This window comes from Petrimonas sulfuriphila, assembly GCA_038561985.1.
In the GTDB taxonomy this organism is placed as follows: domain Bacteria; phylum Bacteroidota; class Bacteroidia; order Bacteroidales; family Dysgonomonadaceae; genus Petrimonas; species Petrimonas sulfuriphila.
On record CP073276.1, the window covers coordinates 1,625,274 to 1,647,624 of the forward strand.

The window sequence follows — 22,351 nt, forward strand, 5'->3', positions numbered from 1 at the left end:
GACAACAGAATGAAAGAAGAAAAATTAACGGCTAAGGAAAAAGCGGCAATTACGCGCGATTTGTTCGAACGATATCGCCGGGGAGAAACTTCGCAGACAGAGAATGAAGTCATCGAATCGCTTGAATCTGCCTTTATTCCTAAAAAAGAGTTCGAAATTACCGATGAGTTGATTGATGAATTAAATACCGAAACAACCGATTTTATTTTCCGAAAAATTGAAAACCCCAAAAAACGCAGGCTCTCGCCTATTCTTATTGGCTCGGTGGCGAGTATTGCGTTGTTGGTTATTGGGATATTCGTGTTTTACAAACCGCAATCTCAACAAACTAAAGATAACGAAATACAATATGTTGCAACCGATGCAATCAAAAATATCACCTTATCCGATGGTTCGCAAATCATTTTAAATTCGGGTACCAGGTTACGTGAAAACTCACGGGAAGTGTGGCTTGACGAAGGCGAAGCTTTTTTTAATGTGAAACCTGATGCTAACAACCCATTTGTAGTACACTTACGCAACGATTTAAAAGTACGGGTGCTGGGAACAAGTTTTACGATTCAGACTTACGAAGAATTACCGCTTCAAGAAGTGAGCGTGTTGAGTGGAAAAGTAAATGTTTCCATTCAGAATAGCCCAAGCATAGAACTTATAGCCAACCAACAGGCAATATACAACGTAACCGAAAAAGAACTCTCGAAAAAAACAACAAACAGTGCACAAAAAGCTGCCTGGCGTTCGGGAACAATCGTTTTGGAAAACGGTACGGCAGAAGAGTTGCGCTTGCGCATCCGGCAACTGTACGATAAAAATATTGTTTTCGAAAACCAACCCGAAGCGATGTCCATAAACATAACACTCGACAAAACCGCCGCACTAAACGAAATAGCGGATGAAATAGCCACCTTGTATGATTTATCCTATCAAATTGCGGACGATAAAATAGTTTTCCAATCCCAAAATGCTACGGAACTTCCCTAAAATACTATCTGTAATTTTTGGTTTATTTTTTGTGGGAAACGTATTGGCACAAACCATTTCGTTTCCAAATGAAACTATGCTTTCCCGTATCGAACGTATTGCCGAAGTTGCCAAAGAAACCGGAAAATCCATTACGTATGAGTCGCAATTTTTAACCGATATTTCAGTTCCGCCACTCAAAACCACATCTGTCGACATTGAAACGTGGCTGCGTTTATCACTCGGGAATACACCGCTAACCTATCGTAAAATCAACGCTACACGTTTTGTAATCGTCCGTCGCACCGAAGAAAAACCCGCCTATGGAAACCTGGCGGGCAAAATTACCGACACGTTTGGCGTACCGCTTGCAGGTGCAACCATCGAAGTAAAGAATGCGCAAAAGGGAAGAATGACGGGATTGAATGGCGATTATGCGATGCCGCTTTCCACAGGTGTTTTTGACATTGAAATCCGTTTTTTGGGATATGAACCGATAGAGATTAAATCCGTTAAAATAAACACAAAACAAACAACGCGTTTGGATGTGGCTCTGAAAGAAACAAATGTTTCGCTAAACGAAATCGTTGTTACTCAAATTCCGCCCGAAAACACCATTATCGGCGCATTGCGAGCACAACGAAACACACCTTACGTGAGTGCTGTTCTTGCCGCACAGGAAATAGAACGCTCAGCCGCCAACACCGTTCGCGATGCGCTGCAACTCATTCCGGGTATCGTTACCACCGAAAATAACGGTATTATCGTTCGTGGCGCGGGCGGGCGATGGAATGAAATCGCCATCGACGGGATTCCGATATCCAACTATGATCCGGCGTACAACATTTTTTCTTTCGATTTATTACCCGTTTCACTGGTGGATAATATCCGCTTGTTGAAATCAGCTACCCCCGACATTCCCACGAGTTTCGGTAGCGCAATGACCGATATCGTCACAAAAGACATTCCCGAACGAAATTTCGTGCAACTGAAAGCAGAGCTCCAACAGAATCCGCAAAGTACTTTTCAAAACCAACGCGGACGAAAATACGGCAAATGGGATTTTATTGGATTAGACGACCACAGTCGCGAAATACCGGAAAATGCTACAGAAATTCCTGCCGAACATTTTCGGATTTACGACCGCAAAACACCACCGTCACAACAATATTCCGTAACTATCGGGCGTACACGAACATTATCTGATAACGGCAACCGTTTCGGGTTGTTGTTTTCTCTTTCTTACCAAAACACGCAACGGCAATCGATTATTGAACATACGCAACGTGGCAGATGGAAAAGCATCGTGCAATACACGGGCAATATGAGCGAGAGCCGAAACGCGGGACACACATACGGCTACAACGCGGTTACGGGCGGAATGCTGAACGTGGGATGGCAATTTGCCAAAAACAGAATAAGCTTGCGGAATATTTTCACGAGAAGTTTCGATAACGATTTAACGGAAATATCGCAACACCTGGAAGACATTCCGGAGAATGACGAGAACCTGAGTCGTCAGTTTTTCAATTATCCTACATTCTCCGGTTTATTGCAGAACAAGCTGGATGGTCAGCACCTCATCGGCAACGTTTCGCTACAATGGAATGCATCGCACACGCTTGTGCAACGTGAGCGGAAAGATGCCGCGTTTTCGGAAATGTACAAGCCGTTGCGCGACGATTCACTCTTGTATTTTCTGCACAACAATCCTCAATTAAAAGACATCTACCCTGCATCGAGCGGACGATACCGAAATAGGGAACAAAGTTTCAGGATGGGAGCATCGGTTTCGTTTCCTTTTCATTGGGCAAATTCGGCAAGTAAATTCACTGCCGGATATAATGCCAACTACAAGCGCATCCGATACGGATTCAGCGAATTGATTTTGCAGTATAAGAACACACCCGCACCGGAAATTTATCGGACGTTTGAGCAAGACAATTTTGAAAAAACGATGATGGATCATTTCCCATTCGCGATGTTGGAGCACCGTTGGAGCGAAAAATTACGCGTGATTTGGGGTGTGCGTGCCAATTACGAAAACATTGTGCGCAAATGGGAGTTTATGCCATCGGCAAACGTTACATTCACGCCGATAAGAGATTTGAATGTACGTTTGGGATATCAACGTTCCGTTATTCATCCACAATTGGCTGATTATGTTCCTTTCCCTGTTTACGATACCTATTTACTCGGTACATCTGTTAACCGTCCGATACGTTCATCGTCTGTTCAATCTGTTGATTTTCAGATTGAAAAACAACTAGGTGCGTTCGATTTTATTTCTGTCGGATTGTTTTACAGGCATATCAAGCATCCTATTGAACGTACCACTTACGAATATCGGCAAGACGAGCGAATGTATGTGTTGCAAAACTCGGATAAGGCAGTTAATTACGGCATCGAAGCAAATGCGCGCAAACAATTGGATTTTATTGCCGATGCCGTTTTTATACGCAACATTCAATTTTCTGCCGGATATACGCTCACCCGTTCATCCGTTTACGGCAAGAGAATGGAAATGAGAGATAAAGACGAGTTTATTGAAACCGAGAGCATACAAAAACGGCCGCTTTCGGGACAGATGCCTTATTTGCTAAACATTGGACTTAACTATTCAGTGAAAAACCTGAATGCGAATGTGATATTTAACCGAAGTAGCCGTCAACTTTTTGTGTTGGGTGAGAACGCACACGGACACGAATACCGCGCACCGTTTAACTCGCTGGAAACCGCGATAAGTTATCGGTTGAAAAATGGTATTTCGCTTAAATTGAGTGGGATAAATCTATTGAATGCCAACGAAATTTTTTACACAAACACGCCCGACGATTATGTTCGCGATGAATATAATTTTCCGACTGAAAATCTTCTTCCACACAAATCCGAAAATTATGACGAAGGGCGCGACCCGGTTATTCATAAAACATACGATGAAAGAGCATTCTCCTTTTCTGTTAACCTCACATTCTAATTCACGTTTTTTTAACTAAGATATCGGTTAGGTTTTTAGCTGTTTTTACGTAATACATATAGATTATCAATCTGATGTAATTTATATGCAAAAACGACATAGAAACCGAAAACAATACTTTAAAGAGCTAGCACAAACATGCGAAAAATATTTTCTCCCATTTATAGAACATCATAAAGAAATTATTCCGGAACTCAATATTTTAGAAATTGGATGTGGAGAAGGTGGCAATTTGCAACCGTTTTCAAAGCGAGGATGTAAAGTAACCGGGATTGATATTTCCGATGTAAGAATTGAAGAGGGAAGACAATTTTTTCAGGAAGAAGGACTGCAAGGCAATTTCCTATACCAAGATATTTTTACAACAAGTTTTGAAGAAAAATTTGATATCATCATTATTCACGATGTTATTGAGCACGTGCTTGACAAGAAACGATTACTGACAATAGCCACATCTCTCTTAAAAAGTAATGGATTAATTTATGTTGGTTTTCCGCCGTGGCAAATGCCATTTGGCGGACATCAACAAATTTGCCACAATAAAATAATATCTTCTTTACCGTTTATTCATCTTTTGCCTGAAAAAGCATATAAAATATTATTGGAGAAAACAGGGGTAAATCAGCGTACAATAACCGAATTGATAGAGATAAAAGATTGCAGGACAACAATTGAACACTTTAAAAAGCTCGTCAAAGAAATCGGATTAACACAGGTAGACGAAGCTTATTATTTTATTAATCCACACTATGAGAGCAAGTTTGGATTAACACCTCGCAAAACCTTTTCATTATTTTCGGCTATTCCTGTTTGGAGAAACTTTTTTACCACATCGTATTTTGCTATTTTGAATAAGAAAAATCAAGATTAATGATAATTATCTGAATAATAGAATAATAAACAACTATTTACACATTTAAAAACTTTATTTTATGAAAACAAATCTATTTAGGGTCTGCTTACTAATTCCCAATCAGGCACACAATTTCATTTGTGGCCCGAGTGGATAAATGTTTATATTTCTCACTTTCATCAGTTTCGATAGAAACGAGACAAAATAAGACAGGGGAATATCCCTCATATGTCGGATCAGGTTCATCACAAAAATGATAGCCCCTATCCAACTGTTTGATGTCGTGGCCAATCTGGCGCGGATATCATTTAAACCATATCCACGCTTGCCCTGACCAAACTTCCCTTCAACCTGATTGCGTTCCGCCGCTTCTCGTCGCTCTTTACGTTTTTGGTATCTGCTCTTTATCTCTTTTACCGGTTTTCGTCCCAGTGGCTCCCCGGTGTAGCGGATTCCTTTCTCTTTCAAAAACCGTCTGTTCTCCCGGGTAAGATATATCTTGTCCACCTGAACCAGCTCCGGGTATTTCCCTGTCAGTTCCCTAAAGCGTTCGACCTGTGCCTGAAGATCCTGCCCCTCGTTAAAGGCATCCCAGTCAAAATGATCCACCCTGGCATATCCATCCAGCAGGCTGATGTTGATCTTGGCGCCAAACTCCGTCTTGGCCTTGGCCTTGCCACGCACGATGGGACGTACATGCGGCTGATGAATGCTCACGATGCGATCTTCTACTTGATGGCTCTTCTTCTTGTACATGCTCTCCTGTTGTTCCAGCAGATGCTGGATAACAAAAAAATATTTCAGTTGCCGCCTGTCAAAAGGAACCGGTTCATCCTTTATGGTGTCCAGCATCTCATTGATAGTTCGTACATCCCGTTTCAGATAGTTGATTTGCTTGCGTATCGCCTTTCGTAAAACGTTGGCAGGTTTTCTCTTCATCTTCGATACATTCAAAAAATCCTTGCGTGCAACCCTTCTGTATGTACGGGGTTTATCTTTAATACCCAGTTTTAAACACAACTCATCAATCAACTCCTCGGCCTTTTGACGACTCTCGTTCAGCAGATCCAGATCGGTGGGGTATTTGATATCCGCATCACAGACTGTAGCATCCATTTGAAGTTTCCCCTTGTTCCCGGGATGCGGATCGGGATCGTCATCATTATCATCTTCCTCATCCGTCGCTTCCTTGTCAACCACTTCTTGATTTGCCCCGGCTTTCAGCTTCAACCCTTTTCTTATCAAGTCGTCCGTCAATGATTCAAAGACGTCCAGATCGATTCGTTTCCTGATGGATACCAGCAGTGATGGTGTCATCACCTGTTCATGGGTGAAAGCTTCGAGCCCAAGAAAATACTGCATGTAGGGATTTTCCTGGATCATCTCTATCACCCCGCGATCGTCTGTCTTCATGATGTGCTTTATGATGATTACTCCCAGCACAAGCCTGGCATCCTTGGTGGGGGCACCACGGTTGCTTTTGAAGTTCTTGTAATAAAGCCGGGCGAACTCTTCCCAAGGAACTATTTTTGAAAGAACAACCCACCGGTTATTCTCATCCAGTTTTGCCTCGAAGGGCATCTTGAACTCGGAAATTGAAAGCTGTCTGGAGCTCTTGTATCGTATCATAAAATGCAAGGATTATGAAGTAAAAATACTCAATTTCTTGCAGTTATACAAATTTTATATCAATCAATTTGCTGATTTTCAGCATAAATATCCATTATTCAGCAGACCCTATTTAACAAAATTGGTTTAAGCATCGTGCTTATTGTTCTTTCTGCTTTTTTGTTCTCAAAAGCACAATCCCAGATCAGATACGCCTCTGATGGGAAATTGACTATCGGAAACACTCAACCTTATGAATTTTATGGACAAACAGTTGAGGGAAGTGGAATGTATTTTAAGTCTCTCACAAACAGATTCTTGCAACTTGATGTTTCTCCGTCTAGTCCGAGAATAGCTGGAACAGGAAATCAAGTCGTTTTTTATAACACTAAAACTAGCACATTCAACAGTATTCAAGTGGCAAATGTGTATAACTATTCTGATGCTAAAGCTAAAACAAACATTCGCCCTTCGATGTATGGTTTAAACGTAATTAGCCAACTGCGCCCTGTAACTTATCAGTTTGCGGGCGAAAAAGAAATGGGGCGAAGCAGTAATTTAGAAATTGGATTGCTCGCCCAAGAGGTTGAAAAAATCTTGCCAAACATTGTATATACAGATGATGAAGGCAAAAAACTAATAAACTACATTGCTTTAATTCCGGTGTTGATTGAATCTGTGAAAACACTTCAAGCAGAAGTAAACGAATTAAAGAAATCCGCTAAATAGATATTATATAATACATTATGCATAATCTAAACCGTAATATTTATGAGATATATAAAATTTATCGTTTCTGTGTTGTTCTTCATGTCTTTGACCTTTGTTGGTTGTTCTGATGAACAAGTCTTAGATAATGAGACAATTGAAGAAACGAACATTAGTAGTACCCGAGCGGTAGAAATTACCGACTATTATTGGTATCAAGGCAAAAAAATCGGGTTGAATAAGAACGAAAGGAAAAAATTCATCCTTTTTAGGCAAGAAGATGTTATGAAGTTGAACGCGAATTTTGCTAATTTTAAATTTACCGATTCGCCTTCCGAAGTTAAAATCTCTCCCAAAGTGAAAAACTCAAAAGCAACAACTTTGGGCTCATCCTTAATGTGGGCAAGCATTGAAACTTCCGAATCTCTTATGAAATATAGTGAAATTCTTTATGAAGCTCCTTATTTTACAACCAAGGATGGATATGAATTAGGACTGAGTCATTTGTTCTATGTAAAATTGAAAGCCGAAGAAGATATAGATATACTTACAGAAATGGCAACCAAATTCAACGTTGAAATCATTGGAAACAATGAATATATGCCGCTATGGTATACACTAGGATGCACAAAAATGTCGAATGGAAATGCTTTGGAAATGGCAAATATTTTTTATGAGACTAATTTGTTTGCAGAAGTACATCCGGACTTGATGACACCAATCATTACAAGTTGTGTTAATGATACGCACTTTAATAGTCAATGGAACTTGTTGAATACAGGACAAAATAACGGAACTTTAGGCTTTGATATAAGATATTGTGGCACCAGAAGTATCACAAGCGGTTCAAATGGAATTATTGTTGCAGTAATTGACCACGGAATTCAGTTAAATCATCCGGATTTGAATATCCACCCGATAAGCTATGACACAGAAACAGGAACATCGCCAAGTATCGTAAGAGGAAATCATGGTACTGCTTGTGGAGGTATAATAGGAGCAGTATCGAATAATAATCTTGGTGTTGCAGGCATAGCATCTAATTCGCCATTAATGTCTATAAGCAATAATTTAATTTCTGCTCCCGACTACAATCAGAAAGTTGCAGATGGATTTAATTTTGCTAGGACTAATGGCGCTTCTGTTATTTCCAATTCTTGGTTTTCACCAACTCCACAGGCTATACTAACGGATGCTATTCAAAATGCAATATCAAATGGTAGAAATGGCAGAGGGTGTGTTGTAGTTTTTGCGACAGGTAATGATAATTCAGCTGTAAGATATCCAGCCAATGCAATCCCAGATATCATTGCTGTTGGGGCAATGAGTCCTTGTGGAGAAAGAAAAAGTCCAACTTCCTGTGATGGCGAAAGCTGGTGGGGAAGTAACTTTGGAACAACGCTAGATATTGTCGCACCGGGGGTATTTATTCCAACTACAGACAGAACAGGAAGTGCGGGATACAGTTCAGGAGACTATTTCTTGACTTTTAATGGAACATCCTCCGCATGTCCTCATGTTGCTGCGACTGCTGCATTAATTTTATCAGAAAACCCATTGTTGACACAAAGGCAAGTTGCTGACATTATTGAGAGTACTGCACAAAAAGTTGGTAATTATAGCTATTCATCAACAAGCGGAAGACCAAATGGCACTTGGAATCAAGAAGTGGGATATGGTTTGTTGAATACTTTCGCGGCTGTAGCAAAGGTAAAAAGTGAAACTCTTAGTTTTTCAAACCAAAGTATTTATTCAAATTTATTTGCTGGTAAGTGGAATGTAGTTGCAAATAATGTAAGTGTGTCAAATAATGCACACTTGACCTTGAATTTTGGAGAACAGATAACTATCAATCCACCGTTTACGGTAAATATCGGTTCGCAACTAAGTATTTATCGATAATAATAATTCAAATCCATTTATGTTCAAAAATAACGGGGTGAGTATTTCATCCCGTTTTTCTTCCTGGTTTATCACATCAACCTTCTCAACTCCTCCGCATCTGGTAAAACACCCCGATATTTCTCCGGCAATTCCGTTGCCAATTTGTAAGTGGCAACACCCATCGGTTTAGATGTATCTCTGAGAGCATACTCCACAATTTTTTCTTTCTTCGATTTGCAAAGAATAATGCCGATGGAACGGTTCTCGTGCGGCAACCGAACCAAATCATCAAGGGCGGAAAGATAGAAATTCATTTTCCCGAGATATTCAGGTTTAAATTCCCCCCGTTTTAAGTCAATCGCTACCAAACATTGCAATTGGCGATTGAAGAAAAGTAAATCGACAAAATATTCTCTGTCTTCGACAATAAAGCGATGCTGATTACCGATAAAGGCAAAATCCTTTCCCAACGACATAATAAAGTTTTTGATATTCAGCACGATTTCACTTTCGAGTACGCGTTCATCCACCTCGTCGTCGGGCGATTCAATATTGATGTAATCCAACAAATATTCATCTTTAAACGAAAGGAGTGCTTTCCGACGCAAGTCGGCATCGGAAATGGTTATGGCAAAATTGTTGGGAAGTTTTCCTTGTTTTGCAAAAAGATTTGATTTTAGATTGTTTTGTAAAACCCTATAATTCCAAAATTCAGTTGCACATTTTCCAATGTAAAAAAAGCGTTCTTCTAACGTTTTGGTTTTGATAATTATCTCATAATGATGTGAGAACCCAACAGATAAAAAACTATTCCACGTATCCATCTCTAAATCGTCCGACACTGTCGGACGATTTGCGGCCAACAAATCAATCTGAATTTCGTCCGACAGCATCGGACGAATTGATTGTATGTGATTTTCAGTGATTAAGTATGGTTGCCATTCTTCATAAAATTGTCTCATGCGTTTGATATTTGCGGGCGAAAACCCTCTCAATCCGGGCAATTCCTGTTGAAGTCTTTCTGAAATACTTTCAATGGCGCCGGTTCCCCAAAAGTGGTTCCGGCTATTTTCGGAAATAAATTTCCCGATACCGAAATAGAGCGAAAGCATTTCACGATTAGCTAATTTTGCAGCCCTATAACGACTTTGTAAAATCGCATTTTTTATTTGCCGAACGACGTCAGCATAATTTATGGATATACTTTGTTCCATTGAGAGAAGTTTTTTGTTTCAGTTGTAAACTCTTTTACAAAGTTAAATATTTTCCGTTTAAATCTTTAATTCAGGTAAACTGTCAATCGCTTTTTGCTTAAGTTCATCAACGGCACGGGTGTATTTTTCGGTGTGCTGCAAGCCACTATGTCCCAGCAAGCTTGCAACGGTTTTAATATTTGCCCCGTTATTTAAAATGTTTACTGCAAACGAATGTCGGGCGCAGTGCCAGGTGATATGCTTTTGAATTTTAGCTCGTTTTACCCAATATTTCAACGATCGTAAACACATCGACTGGCTTGGTAGATTAAAGATTTTGCTATCTATCTGTACGCCTTCTTCGTTAACTTCAGGTTTACCTATAAGTTGGAGCAGTCCATCGTTTAAGGGTGTATTAACCCAACTTTTAGAACTCTGACCCTGTGCTTTTTTCTGATTAAAAGTAAGTAATTTGTTAGAAAAATCGACATTAGAATACCGTAAGCCTTTTACATCGCAATGCCTAATTCCGGTGTAAAGACAAAAAATAAAAGCTCGTCTAACGTCCATATTTTGTTGCGGATAGGTTGTCCTTATAAGTTGCTCAATTTCCTTAATACTCAACACATCTTTTGTGAGGGCAGCTTCGTCACCTTTGCACTGAACGTTTAAGCACGGATTTTTACGTATGTAATCTTCTTCGACGAGATGTTTGATGATTTTCTTAAATCGCTTGTAGTGAGTGAGAGCACCTTCTCCTTTACTAATACTTTTTAAATATTCAACAAACTTTACAATCATCGCCTTGTCGATTTGCTCACCACTTATTCGCTCTTTGTATAATGGATATTCTAACGCGATAAAATCCTTGAAGCGTTTTATGGCTGCCTTTATCATTCGCTTATCGCCTTTGGTGTAGTTTTCATAATAAGCATCCATACAATCGAAGATGTTTACTTTTTTGAAAGTTGGTAGTCGATAGCCGGTTGCAGCATCTTTCATCTGCTGTTCTTTTTCATAGCGAATCTGTTTTGCCAACTCTAATGTTTCTTTGTTTGTTTGGCGTTCGATAGGTGTTCGTGGGTTTTTCAATAAATACAGATTTAACGACTCCTTTTTTCGACTTTTTCTCACCATTTCTTCGCCGGTATCCTCATTTACGGTTTTTACATATCCCATATAATATTCGAGATACAAACTGTACGTTCCATTTTTAAGCTCTTTCTGCATAAGCTTAGGGTTGTCGGTGCTTTTTCCGTCAAGTTTTGCCATTGCATTCTTTTTTTTATTTACTTTGCAAATATAGAAATTAAATCTGGAATTCTGGGGTGCCCAGGGGGCGCCCAAACCGACAAAAAAGGGTGAAAATTGGCAAAATCGGAAAATAATGGAAAATCATAATGAATTGATATTTAGTGCTATGATTGCTTTTGCCTTCCCTTGTTTTAGGGGTTGGGTACTCGCTCCGAGTACGATTGATTTTAAATAAAGTCCTGATATATAAGTATGTTAGGGCTTTATTGTTTTTAATTACTGGCAACTTACTGGCAATTCTGCCTTTTTTATTGCAACTTTCATTGTTTTTTGTGTTGTTTTTTTATTCATAATGCAAGGTTCTGATTTCAGGTTTTGTCAGGTTTTCACCGCCGTTTCACCGCCGATTTACGCCCGATTTCAATTTGTTTTTTCTTAATAATATTAAACTTCATCTTTGAGTTTTATTGCATAAATTAAGCCCCCCCCCAAAATAGGAAAGGTTGATTTTAACATACCCCCATTGCCTGAAAATATGTCCATTGAAGAAAAGGTAGGGGGAAGAGGTTTGTTTCTTAAATCAGGTCTTCAATAAATGATCCCCCCTTATGATCCAGTATTGTGCAGTGCTTCTGCCAGCTTGTCTGATAAGTCCCATTGGCTTTTATCTGCCAGCTTCAACTTATCCAGTATGGCTTTGGTCTGTCTTTTCCGGTGGTCTTTATCTGCCTTGCTTAGTACTTCATCGGGAAGGGAATTAATGTACTGGTACATTTCTTTCCTGATCTCTTCCAGTGTCATGCCTTCATTTATTCCCCTTTCAGCATTAAACCTTGTTTGAATGTCTTGTGTAGTTAGGTCTTTCTTGTGTATCGGAATTATTAATGATTTCATTGGAATTAGTCTTTGATATTGTAAGTATAAATCTTCTTTGAATATATTTTCCCAGTTTGGGTTCACAAGATCAGCCAGCCTTATTCCAATTCCTTTGTTAAGAATAATATGTGGCTTCAAATAATGTGCTTCCCATTTCAGAAAATTGCCTGAAGAAGTCCAGCCAGCTTCTGCAATTATTTGTTGCCTGTGAAGCCCCTGTTTCATCTTTATATTCCTGCTTGCATCGTACATTTTAAGTCTTGTATTGGTGTCGGAAAAGGCTTTAAAATGCCCCTTGTCTTTAGGGTTGGAATATAGCTTCATTCCTTTTCCCTCCCTGTGGTGTTGTATATATTCCTTAGGTTTTTTTTCTGTCTGAATAATTGTTCCATATTCAAACTTATCTACTGTAGCATCAAATAAAGGAAGCCGGATAAGATTTTCCAAATACTTAATTCCTTCAATAAATTCAACTTTTGAAAAGGTGAAATTGTGCCCTTTCCAAAAGTACATTACACTTCCTTTCAAATTCATTAGCCCGGTTGTTTCATTCACTCTTAATTCCATATTTTCACAACCTGTAATGGAATAAGTTTGCCAGCCTGAAGAATAAACTGCTTCCGGTTGTAAATGTCCCAGAAATGGCTTATCTTTGCCTTGCAAATGTTTGGTTATTTCAATAAAATCAATCATTTAATATCCAATGAAAAGGGGAAGCTGTGAAGCATCCCCCTTTATGTTTTAAGCTGCTTCAGGAAAATCTGTTTTATACAGATATTTTTCAGATAAAAATTTCATTATTTCATTCAGCTTTTTTTCCATTGCCGGGAAGAAGAATATTTGAATAGTCTTTCCCCTGTCCGGTGTGTAAAATACAACCAAATCCCCAGTATCGGAATTTCTGTCAATCCTCCCCTTTTCATTGGATATTCCAATTGTCCCATATCCGATAAATAAAGGGTAGTCATCCATTTGCCAAATTTGTGTTCTGCATACATAGGGCTTAAACTGCTTCAGGATTGAAGTTTCTTTCTTTGTGAAAGTGCCTATCATCTGCCCTGTTATTTGGTGCATCATATTGCGCCCCTTTAAGGCTGTTTTAGCCATTTCATTGTCCTTGCTGATAGATAACCTATTCGGAAGAATAGTTGTTCCAGACTGCCTGTAATAGCTTGAATTTGTGCCCTCTTTTAATTCATAGGTGGCTTGTTTCAAAGTCTTTTCAAAAAAATCAATCATTTTAATATCCTCCTTTTATTTAGCTGGTATGTAATTGCTTTGCAAAAAATCTTCCAAATCCTGCCTTTTAACATAGATTTTCCTTCCAAATTGTGAAAAGGGAATGATCCTGTTATCCCTGTAGGTCTGCCATGTCTTTGCACTTACTCCCAGCATTTGCCTTGCCTTCGGACTTTCGATCCATTGTTCCCCAAATTCTGTTTCCTTCTGTTTGATGATAAGGCTTTTCATTTCTTCCAGCCCTTCTTTCATTTCTTCCAGCCAGTCTTGTGGGACAACTGTGATTAAAAAACTTTGATTGTTTTGTGTATGCATTTTGTGAATTGAATTTTTTTATGTTTGATGCTTTGATGTAATAAAACAAATATAATAAGGGGTTTTAGGAATTACAATTTGTTTGCCTAAAAGTTTTCAACAAAATGAAAAGTGTAAGATATATACAAATAAATGTTTTTAAAGTAATGAAAATGAATAGAAAATGTTGCAGAGTGTCAGATTTATTATAATGTGTTGTTTGGTGCTGATGGGTTATTAATGGAAAGTTCCTGAAATAATCCAGGCTGATTATTCCCTTAGCATAAGAATTGTTATGTTTTTTACATACAATAAAGAGGGTTGAAGTTTATGTCCCCCTGATCTTCCCGATTAGGATTTCCATTTCTTCAGGCTTCATTTTTCCCAGTAATGCCAATATCTCTTCCTTTGTATCTGAATTAAATACTTTGTCCATTGTTTCATCCTGGCTTATTGTGTCAAAGTTGGAAAGATATGTTTCTGTTATTTTAATGGAAGAGTGTCCCAGTGCCTTGCTTATGTCGTAAACATTTGCTTTCTTCTGCCGGGCAATGTTTGCAAATGAGTGCCGGGCAATGTGAAATGTAAGTTTCTTATTAATCCCGGCCAGTTTGGCAATGTCCTGCAAATAGTTATTTATTAGGCTGTTTTTGCTGTTTACTTGCTGAAGTAGTTTCTTCTTGACTTGTGCCGGAAGCTGTTCCTTTTCTTCTTGTGTGGTTGCAATAGCATAAGTAGCATTATTGTCCAGTAAAGGGAAAATATAATTTGTATTAGGTTTATCCAAATTCATGTATAAATTTAGAATGTCCAGTGCTTCGGGAAGTAACCGGATAGATTTCTGTCTTTCATTCTTTCCCATTTTATATTCCAGCCTTCCTTCTTCTATGTCCGATTGTCTTAACTGTATCAAATCCCCAGCCCTTATTCCGGCACAATAGAATGCAAATAAGAAGTAGTTTCTGCAATGCCATAACATTGTCCCCTGATCCAGTTTAAGTGCCTGAATAGTCCTTATTTCTTCATAAGACAGTTTTTCCTTAGTGGTGGGGGTTGTGGTGTGCTCAAAGTCATTAAAGGGGTTGTAATCAATTTTCAGCCCTTCTCCCCAAAGGTTCTTAATTCCCTTGTTGTAAAGGCTTGCAAACTGATCCAGTTGTTTACTGATTGTGTTGGGGTGTAGTGTTAATTTCGGATTTCTTGAATTTGGCTGTTTTTGCAAAAATGCCTTGAATTTATTTAGAAATGCCAGTGTAATTTCATCAAATTTCAGGTCTTTTTTGAATTTGGATAAAACTTCCTGAAGCTCTTTCCCCTTGTATTTTATCAGTTCATCGGGCTTCCTGCCATTAACAAAGAATTTCAACTTATTTAAAAAGGTATTATATTTCTTGTATGTGTTATAGTCCCCTGCATCAAATGTTTCTTGTGCAAAATCATCCGCAAATTTAAAGAAAGAGAATGTTTTTTCTACATAGTTTATTTTGGAAGCAATATTTTCGGAAGTAGCCCTGCCTTCTTTTTTCAAATCAGAATAGACTTGCCTTGCATTGGTTAATTCATCGGATAGGGTTTCATTTAATTTTTTATACTGTGGTTCTTTTGATCTGATCCATTTTTGGTTCTTTGCTTCAAAATTAAAATTATCCCTGTTTGAAATTTCAGCTGTGGTTTTTATCCTTTTTCTTATTCCCTGTGAAGTAATGCAAAGAAATATTGTAAATTTGCCTTGCCTGTTTGGCTTTGAATTTACTTCAAATCTGAAAGTAGCCATATTTCTATCATTTTAATATCCTGATACAAATATACTACATTAAATAATTTTACTGGCAATTTACTGGCAATATTTCTTTATTTAAATACATTTTATTACATTTGCATTGAATTTTAAAACTGATAAATATCAATATAATATGCAGTTATGATAAATCGAAAAGAGACTGAAATTACATTTTGTAGTCCCGCTCCGAGTACAAGAATCCGCTGATAATCGACTGATTGTCAGCGGATTCTTTTTCGGAGCGCCAAAAGGACGGCAAAGAAATCAAGAGATATGATTTAAATAGCTTTAAATCAATCGCATACCCATATCTTTCCTTTTATCCTTATTTTAGCCTTTAATCATTTCAATAATTATGCTATGGAAGCAATCATTACTCGCCTACAAAATTTCATTAATGAGTTTACATCATATAGATTAAAAAAATCAATCGACCTTTTTGACTTGAAATATAGATATTGGGACGATAAAATTTTGCATTTACATATACCAAATCCTTTCCGATATGGATTCAGATATTGAATTGTTGGAAAAGCGTTTGCAAAAAACAGAACTCATCAAACAAGGAATGATGCAGGAACTGCTTACCGGAAGAATACGGCTGGTAGCAGAATATGAATCGTATAGTACGGTAGCAGAAGATACACCAAAGTATACTAACATCCAGCTTATTTTACTTTTTATGAAAAACATAAAATAAATTTTGTCACTATTATACTTTTTGTCTACTTTTGTATAATAAGAGGGATTCTAATTATACATTTTATTTTATGAAAGACTTTGTTTCCGGCAAATATATCAATCAGGGATATTATAAAAGTTTTCAACCCGGCTTTATTAACAGGCGCTGGCAGGTTGACGATATGCATCTGCTCAGCCTGCTTAGTCAGGCAGACAGGCATCTTGGGAGGTTGGATATGTATTCTCAGTACGTCAATATAGACCTGTTCATTCAGATGCATATTGCCAAAGAAGCTATTCAATCGTCAAAAATCGAAGGTACGCAAACCAATATGGAGGAGATTTTTTTAGATAAAGATGAGATAAAAAAAGAAAAACGCGACGACTGGGAAGAAGTGCAAAATTATATTCTTGCCATGAACGAAGCAGTTTTGCAGCTGCACAGATTACCTTTTTCGAGCCGTCTTATCAAGCAAACGCACAAAGTATTGCTTCAGGGTGTTCGTGGTGAACAGAAACAACCGGGAGAATACCGCACCAGTCAAAATTGGATAGGCGGAGCTACTATAAATGATGCCGTATTTGTACCGCCCGTACATACTTCTGTTGCTGAATTGATGTCGGATATAGAAAAATTTGCCCACGACGAACTGAATCATTTGCCGGATTTGCTCAAAGCCGCCATTATTCACTATCAGTTTGAAACCATCCATCCCTTTTTGGATGGCAATGGACGTGTTGGCAGATTACTTATCACGCTTTATTTGGTGGACAAAGGGATATTAAAACGACCGATTTTGTATTTATCCGATTTTTTTGAGCGTAATAGAATGTTGTATTACGATAATTTAATGCGGGTACGCACGCATAACGATATGAATCAATGGTTGAAGTTTTTCCTGACCGGAATCATCGAAACTGCGAAAAAAGGAGTGACTACTTTTGACGGTATCATGATGCTGCAAAAAGAGATTGACCGCAAACTGAAAGAATTTGGAAACCGAAGCGGCGATGCCTACAAAGTGATAGACTATCTCTACAACCGCCCGACCATCGACGCACAAAAAGTGGCAAAAGTAATTGACAAATCACCACGAACAGCCTACAAACTGATAGAAACGCTGGAACAAGCCGAGGTAATCAAAGAGATTACTGGCGCTGAAAGAGGAAGGATTTACCTGTTTGAAGATTATATAAACTTATTTGAAGATTAAAAATAAATCCAACCATGAGCAAAGTAGGAGAAATTGAAAGGAAACAGTATCAAAATTCCGATAGTATCAATTTTAGCTTTGACAACCGCAGTCTGGTTATACGAAACAGGCAATCGGTTATAAATAAAAACCGCCTGTTTCTATCATCTGGTAAGGACAAACTTCTCAAACAGTCAGATTTATCTTTTTCCGTCGAGTTTTGCCGTTACATTCTTTTTTTTATTTACTTTGTGGATATTGAATAAAAACCGAAGTCTCCGGATATCCGGTAGGCGCTAATACTGCCCAAAAAATGGATTTTGATTACGGTAAATTTAAGGTAAAGCCCGGTTCAAAAGTGAACCTGAAGAATTTTGCCACCTCCGAGGATGGCGGGTTCGATAAGAAATCTGCCAGAAAAGAGATTGAAAACAACATCAAGCAACTGAAAGACCTGCAGGAGATGTTTTACGCCGATGACCGCTACTCGTTGTTAATCATTTTGCAGGCGCGGGACGCAGCGGGAAAGGACGGGGTTATCCGTCACGTGATGTCGGGCATCAATCCCCAGGGATGCCGGGTGCACAGCTTCAAGACTCCCACGAAGAACGAGTTGGAACACGATTACATGTGGCGCCACTACAGGGCGTTGCCTGAGCGGGGGATGATTGAGATCTTCAACCGCTCACATTACGAGAACGTGTTAGCCACCAAAGTAAATCCCCAGTGGATTCTCAATGAACGTATCCCCGGGTACAGTTCTGTAGATGAGATTGATCAACAATTTTGGGAAAACCGTTACGCGGCTGTCAATGCTATTGAAAAGCACTGGTACGACAACGGCATGCGCATTTTAAAGTTTTTCCTCAACGTATCGAAAGAAGAACAAAAGGAGCGTTTCCTCGCAAGGCTTGACGAGCCGGATAAAAACTGGAAATTCAGTTCTGCCGACTTGCAGGCCCGCTCGCAATGGAATAAGTACGATGAAGCGTTTGAAGAGATGTTGGAAAAAACGTCGAAACCCTATGCTCCGTGGTACGTGATTCCTGCCGACAAGAAATTTTTTGCCCGTGTTGCTGTCGGCGATATAATTCTGGAATTGTTTAAATCGCTTGACCTTCACTATCCTCCTGCAGAGTCACCCGAAGTGCTCGCCAGGGCACGGGAGCAATTAATGAGCGAATAGATCGGACCGGCCTCTTTCTATTTTGAAGGGATATGATTCCCTTTTCTCTTGTCATTCAGTCGTTCATCTACCCGTGTCATCAGCCAGAAGAAGCTGAAAACAAAAGCAACAAGAATAACCGTCCAGAGAAATCCGGAAGAGAGGGCAAACTCTTTTCCCTTGAGTAGGTAAGCCCCACCGATTAGAGCAGCCAGAACGGCATACATCAGTCCGAAAATGCCAACGAAATCTTTAAGTACTTTCCGTTCGCTTAGTCTCACCGGTGTTTGTTGGGGTTTGAGGGCGTTTTCGGTTTCAATCTGATGCATAATTCTGTATTTCAGGTTTTCAGGTGCTTTCATTCTTGCCTCCTGCATCATTCCGCGGATAAACTCCTCATCGTCGTGCACTATGTTGTTCTTTTCGTTCATGATCGGTTTCGTTTTTATTGTAAATCGGGTATGACCCGTTCATATCTTGCATATAACTCTTTGAATGACTGCCTGGCCCTGAACAGTTTCACCTTCACGTTGGATTCATTCAGTCCGGTGATCCGGGCAATCTCTTTTACCGGATTGTCTTCCAGGTAGTACAACGTAAGCAGCAGCGCTTCGCCTTTCGACATCTTGTTCAACACATTGGCGACGGCTTCGGTTCGTTCGGAATCGATGATTTGCGTTTCGGTATCGAAATCCGAGATCTCCTGGACGTTCGAAAGTGACGTCTCCTGGTCGTACAACCATAGTTTTGATTTAGAGTGCGTTATTGCCGTGTTGTATACAATGCGGTAAAGCCACGAAGAGAATTTACTTTCGTTCCTGAACGTGTGCAGGTTGCGGTATACCTTTACGAAACTTTCCTGCACAACGTCTTCCGCATCCTGTACATTGCCGCAAACCCGGTGGGCGATGGTAAACGCCATGTCCTGGTAGGTTTCGACGAAGTACGTGAACGCGGAAGTTTTGCCCGAAAGCACCTGTTGTACACGCTCATTCTCGTTCATCGCGGTAAATTATTCCTGTTCGGGTTCTTCTCTTGGTTGGGCTATCGCCATTTTTTGCGTCACGAGGAAATAGGTCAGGTATCCCAAACCGAGGAAGAAGACAATGCTTGCTCCAATGATCCAGAATTCATTATCATGACCGATAGTCAGGTTTTCCGAACAGAGAAACCCTACGATTACTCCAATACCCAGTGCAATAAGTACGATCCCGTTTCTGAGAGATACCAGCCGGTTGGGATTGGCTTTCTTTTTCATTCGCTCCGGGGGGATTATCCCCTGGCGAATAAGGTCCATTCGTTCTTTGTGCTCTGCCCTGATGGAGGTTAACCCCAAATACATCCCGAAACCAACCGGTAACCCGATTGTACAGAGAATAGCTATGATTGGCACCCATAATTCTTCCATAATTACAATTTTTTAAAAGTGAATAATTTGTTTACATCCATAAGACAGAGGAAAACAACATTCGGTTACAAAAATAGAAAAATATTTTTAATAAGATTAATTTTTGTTTGAAAATCAGGTTGTTGAAATATTTATCAACAAGACAAATATTTTTATGATTTTGAATTCGTGGGATTCATTTCTATTTATTTTCTTTGTAAAGCATAATTCGCAACCCCGACATGAACGAAAAGACGCTCGATAAATTGAAGATCCTTGCCGATGCCGCCAAGTACGATGTGTCGTGTGCATCGAGCGGAACTTCCCGCGGAAGCGTGAAGAATGGGATAGGCACAGCCGCCGGCTGGGGCATTTGTCACAGCTTCACTCCCGACGGGCGGTGCATCTCGTTGTTTAAGATACTCCTGACCAATCACTGTATTTATGACTGCGCATACTGTTCCAACCGGCGCAGTAACGATGTCGTGCGCTCTGCTTTTACAGCCGAGGAATTGGCTGAACTGACTATTGAGTTTTACCGGAGAAATTACATCGAAGGCCTTTTTTTGAGTTCGGGCGTTATGCGTAACCCCGATTATACGATGGAACAGATGCTTCGTGTGGTGAGGTTGTTGCGCGAAACACATCGTTTTAACGGATATATCCACATGAAGAGTATTCCGGGTGCAAGCCGGGAACTCATTGCCCGGGCGGGAACGTATGTAGACCGGATGAGCGTGAACCTCGAGATCCCATCGGAACAGAATCTGAAATTGCTTGCGCCTGAGAAAGATTACGAAAGTGTTTTTGCGCCCATGCGCTTTATTCAGCAGGGGATGCTTGAAAGCGCGGAAGACCGCAGGAAGTTTCGTTCTGCCCCTAAGTTTGTGCCTGCTGGGCAGAGTACACAAGTCATCATTGGTGCTACGCCGGACTCCGATAAGCAGATACTGACGCTGGCTTCTGCCCTGTATAAGCGCCCTTCTTTTAAACGCGTCTATTATTCAGGGTATATTCCTGTAAATAAAAACGACAACCGGCTACCGATCATCGCGACACCGCCTTTGGTTCGTGAAAACCGTCTCTACCAGGCAGATTGGTTGATGCGTTTTTACCAGTTCAAGGCCAGTGAAATCGTAGACGATGCACATCCGGACCTTGAGTTGGACATCGATCCAAAAATGGGTTGGGCGTTGCGTAATCCCGCTTTTTTCCCTGTTGATATAAATACGGCTCCCTACGAGATGATCCTTCGTGTGCCGGGAATCGGGGTCAAATCAGCGAAACTCATTGTCGCCTCTCGAAGATACGGGCGGTTAAACTCGGTTCAGCTGAAAAAAATGGGAGTAGTGATGAAACGGGCACAGTATTTCATCGTGTGCCGCGAACTGCCAATGCGCACCGTGAACGAACTCACACCTCAGTATGTCCGTCGACAGGTTTCCCAAAAACAGAAAAAACAGGCTGCAGATTTGTTGCAGTATTCGATTAACTGGGGAGAGTGATAGCACAATGATAATTTTTACCTACGATAAAACTTTCGACGGCCTTCTCTCCTGCGTGTTTTTCGCATACGAGCAGAAGAAATTTCCCGATTTTATCCTTTCGGAATCCGATCAAAAGCCGTTGTTCGTTGACGAGCAATATCGTATAATTACAGAAAAGGAAAAATCGCTACGTGTATGGAAAGCACTGGAAAAAAAACTTTCGAAAATTGCGCAGAACATGATGTTAAGCGTTTGGCTGTCGGAATTACCTGAAACCGAAATGTTGCTTTTCCGCTACATTCGTAAGAATATCGACCATCCGGAGGGGGTCGAAATGAATTTTGGCGACGACGATGTGCTTCGTATTAAAGAAATTGCGCAAAAAGTAGCTAAAGAAGCCGAACAGCTTCGACAATTCGTTCGGTTTCAGGAAACGGCCGACGGGATTTATTTCGCTCCTGTATCACCGCGTTACGATGTGCTCTCGTTGATCGTTTCGCATTTTCAATCCCGGTATGCCGGCCAGCCTTGGATTATCTACGACACAAACCGCAACACCGGCTTGTATTACGATACACGGTCCGTTGTTGAGGTTTCCTTTTCGCAGAAGGACCTCTCGGATTTAAGACTCGGGGTTCTCGACGAAGAAAAACTTTCTAGCGATGAAACATTTTTTCAGCAAATGTGGAAAGAATATTTTAAAAGCACGACTATTAAGGAGCGCATCAATCTGAAACTGCAACGGCAGCACATGCCCCGTCGTTACTGGAGGTACCTGACGGAGATGCAGTGAAAAACCACCCGGCCAATAG

The 22,351-nt window shown here is 40.0% G+C and carries 20 protein-coding genes; 10 read left to right on the forward strand and 10 right to left on the reverse strand.

Annotated features, from left to right (window positions below):
- The first annotated feature begins 9 nt into the window (after positions 1-9).
- From KCV26_06715 to KCV26_06725, 3 genes are all read left to right on the forward strand, one after another.
- Complete coding sequence (locus KCV26_06715; protein WZX38057.1) at positions 10-981, forward strand: FecR domain-containing protein; 972 nt, start codon at positions 10-12, stop codon at positions 979-981.
- Positions 962-3,937 carry a TonB-dependent receptor gene (locus tag KCV26_06720; GenBank protein WZX38058.1) on the forward strand — a complete coding sequence of 992 codons (2,976 nt, stop codon included), beginning with the start codon at positions 962-964 and terminating at the stop codon, positions 3,935-3,937. Before KCV26_06715 ends, KCV26_06720 begins: the two co-directional genes overlap by 20 nt.
- An 85-nt stretch (positions 3,938-4,022) precedes the next feature.
- Positions 4,023-4,808, forward strand: coding sequence for a class I SAM-dependent methyltransferase (locus tag KCV26_06725; protein ID WZX38059.1), 786 nt, complete (start codon positions 4,023-4,025; stop codon positions 4,806-4,808).
- Between the two features lie 102 nt (positions 4,809-4,910).
- Here KCV26_06725 and KCV26_06730 read toward each other — a convergent pair whose 3' ends face one another.
- Positions 4,911-6,419 (reverse strand): IS5 family transposase, encoded by a 1,509-nt coding sequence (locus KCV26_06730; GenBank protein ID WZX38060.1) that lies wholly within the window; start codon positions 6,417-6,419, stop codon positions 4,911-4,913.
- A gap of 96 nt (positions 6,420-6,515) precedes the next feature.
- Between KCV26_06730 and KCV26_06735 the strand changes: the two genes are divergently transcribed.
- Together KCV26_06735 and KCV26_06740 are read left to right on the forward strand one after the other, a co-directional pair.
- Positions 6,516-7,127 (forward strand): tail fiber domain-containing protein, encoded by a 612-nt coding sequence (locus KCV26_06735; GenBank protein ID WZX38341.1) that lies wholly within the window; start codon positions 6,516-6,518, stop codon positions 7,125-7,127.
- A gap of 42 nt (positions 7,128-7,169) precedes the next feature.
- On the forward strand, positions 7,170-9,008 hold the full coding sequence (locus tag KCV26_06740) for a S8 family serine peptidase (GenBank protein WZX38061.1): 1,839 nt from the start codon (positions 7,170-7,172) through the stop codon (positions 9,006-9,008).
- Between the two features lie 71 nt (positions 9,009-9,079).
- Here KCV26_06740 and KCV26_06745 read toward each other — a convergent pair whose 3' ends face one another.
- The 6 genes from KCV26_06745 to KCV26_06770 all read right to left on the reverse strand — a co-directional run bounded on the left by KCV26_06745 (position 9,080) and on the right by KCV26_06770 (position 15,620).
- Entirely contained in the window at positions 9,080-10,204 is a 1,125-nt protein-coding gene (locus tag KCV26_06745) for a DUF1016 family protein (protein ID WZX38062.1), read from the reverse strand.
- Between the two features lie 57 nt (positions 10,205-10,261).
- Positions 10,262-11,455, reverse strand: coding sequence for a site-specific integrase (locus KCV26_06750; GenBank protein ID WZX38063.1), 1,194 nt, complete (start codon positions 11,453-11,455; stop codon positions 10,262-10,264).
- 588 nt (positions 11,456-12,043) lie between these two features.
- Entirely contained in the window at positions 12,044-13,006 is a 963-nt protein-coding gene (locus KCV26_06755; GenBank protein ID WZX38064.1) for a hypothetical protein, read from the reverse strand.
- A 48-nt stretch (positions 13,007-13,054) separates the two neighbouring features.
- Positions 13,055-13,552 carry a hypothetical protein gene (locus KCV26_06760; GenBank protein WZX38065.1) on the reverse strand — a complete coding sequence of 166 codons (498 nt, stop codon included), beginning with the start codon at positions 13,550-13,552 and terminating at the stop codon, positions 13,055-13,057.
- A gap of 15 nt (positions 13,553-13,567) precedes the next feature.
- Positions 13,568-13,867: a helix-turn-helix domain-containing protein gene (locus tag KCV26_06765; GenBank protein ID WZX38066.1), complete on the reverse strand. Its 300-nt coding sequence runs from the start codon at positions 13,865-13,867 to the stop codon at positions 13,568-13,570.
- A 307-nt stretch (positions 13,868-14,174) separates the two neighbouring features.
- Positions 14,175-15,620 (reverse strand): site-specific integrase, encoded by a 1,446-nt coding sequence (locus KCV26_06770; protein ID WZX38067.1) that lies wholly within the window; start codon positions 15,618-15,620, stop codon positions 14,175-14,177.
- Positions 15,621-16,131: 511 nt separating this feature from the next.
- On the opposite strand from KCV26_06770, the gene KCV26_06775 reads away from it, so the two are divergent.
- The 3 genes from KCV26_06775 (at position 16,132) to KCV26_06785 (ending at position 18,686) form a co-directional block, all read left to right on the forward strand.
- Complete coding sequence (locus KCV26_06775) at positions 16,132-16,326, forward strand: hypothetical protein (GenBank protein WZX38068.1); 195 nt, start codon at positions 16,132-16,134, stop codon at positions 16,324-16,326.
- Positions 16,327-16,396: 70 nt separating this feature from the next.
- Complete coding sequence (locus KCV26_06780) at positions 16,397-17,521, forward strand: Fic family protein (GenBank protein ID WZX38069.1); 1,125 nt, start codon at positions 16,397-16,399, stop codon at positions 17,519-17,521.
- Positions 17,522-17,813: 292 nt separating this feature from the next.
- Positions 17,814-18,686: a polyphosphate kinase 2 family protein gene (locus KCV26_06785; protein ID WZX38070.1), complete on the forward strand. Its 873-nt coding sequence runs from the start codon at positions 17,814-17,816 to the stop codon at positions 18,684-18,686.
- 17 nt (positions 18,687-18,703) lie between these two features.
- Here KCV26_06785 and KCV26_06790 read toward each other — a convergent pair whose 3' ends face one another.
- From KCV26_06790 to KCV26_06800, 3 genes are read right to left on the reverse strand one after another with little or no spacing between them, the layout of a single operon-like run.
- On the reverse strand, positions 18,704-19,096 hold the full coding sequence (locus KCV26_06790) for a hypothetical protein (protein WZX38071.1): 393 nt from the start codon (positions 19,094-19,096) through the stop codon (positions 18,704-18,706).
- A 14-nt stretch (positions 19,097-19,110) separates the two neighbouring features.
- Positions 19,111-19,668, reverse strand: coding sequence for an RNA polymerase sigma factor (locus tag KCV26_06795; GenBank protein ID WZX38072.1), 558 nt, complete (start codon positions 19,666-19,668; stop codon positions 19,111-19,113).
- A gap of 9 nt (positions 19,669-19,677) precedes the next feature.
- Positions 19,678-20,073, reverse strand: coding sequence for a hypothetical protein (locus tag KCV26_06800; protein WZX38073.1), 396 nt, complete (start codon positions 20,071-20,073; stop codon positions 19,678-19,680).
- 221 nt (positions 20,074-20,294) lie between these two features.
- Between KCV26_06800 and KCV26_06805 the strand changes: the two genes are divergently transcribed.
- Positions 20,295-21,557, forward strand: a complete 1,263-nt coding sequence (locus KCV26_06805) for a putative DNA modification/repair radical SAM protein (protein WZX38074.1) — start codon at positions 20,295-20,297, stop codon at positions 21,555-21,557.
- 7 nt (positions 21,558-21,564) lie between these two features.
- Positions 21,565-22,332, forward strand: a complete 768-nt coding sequence (locus tag KCV26_06810; protein WZX38075.1) for a TIGR03915 family putative DNA repair protein — start codon at positions 21,565-21,567, stop codon at positions 22,330-22,332.
- Positions 22,333-22,351 lie beyond the last annotated feature (19 nt).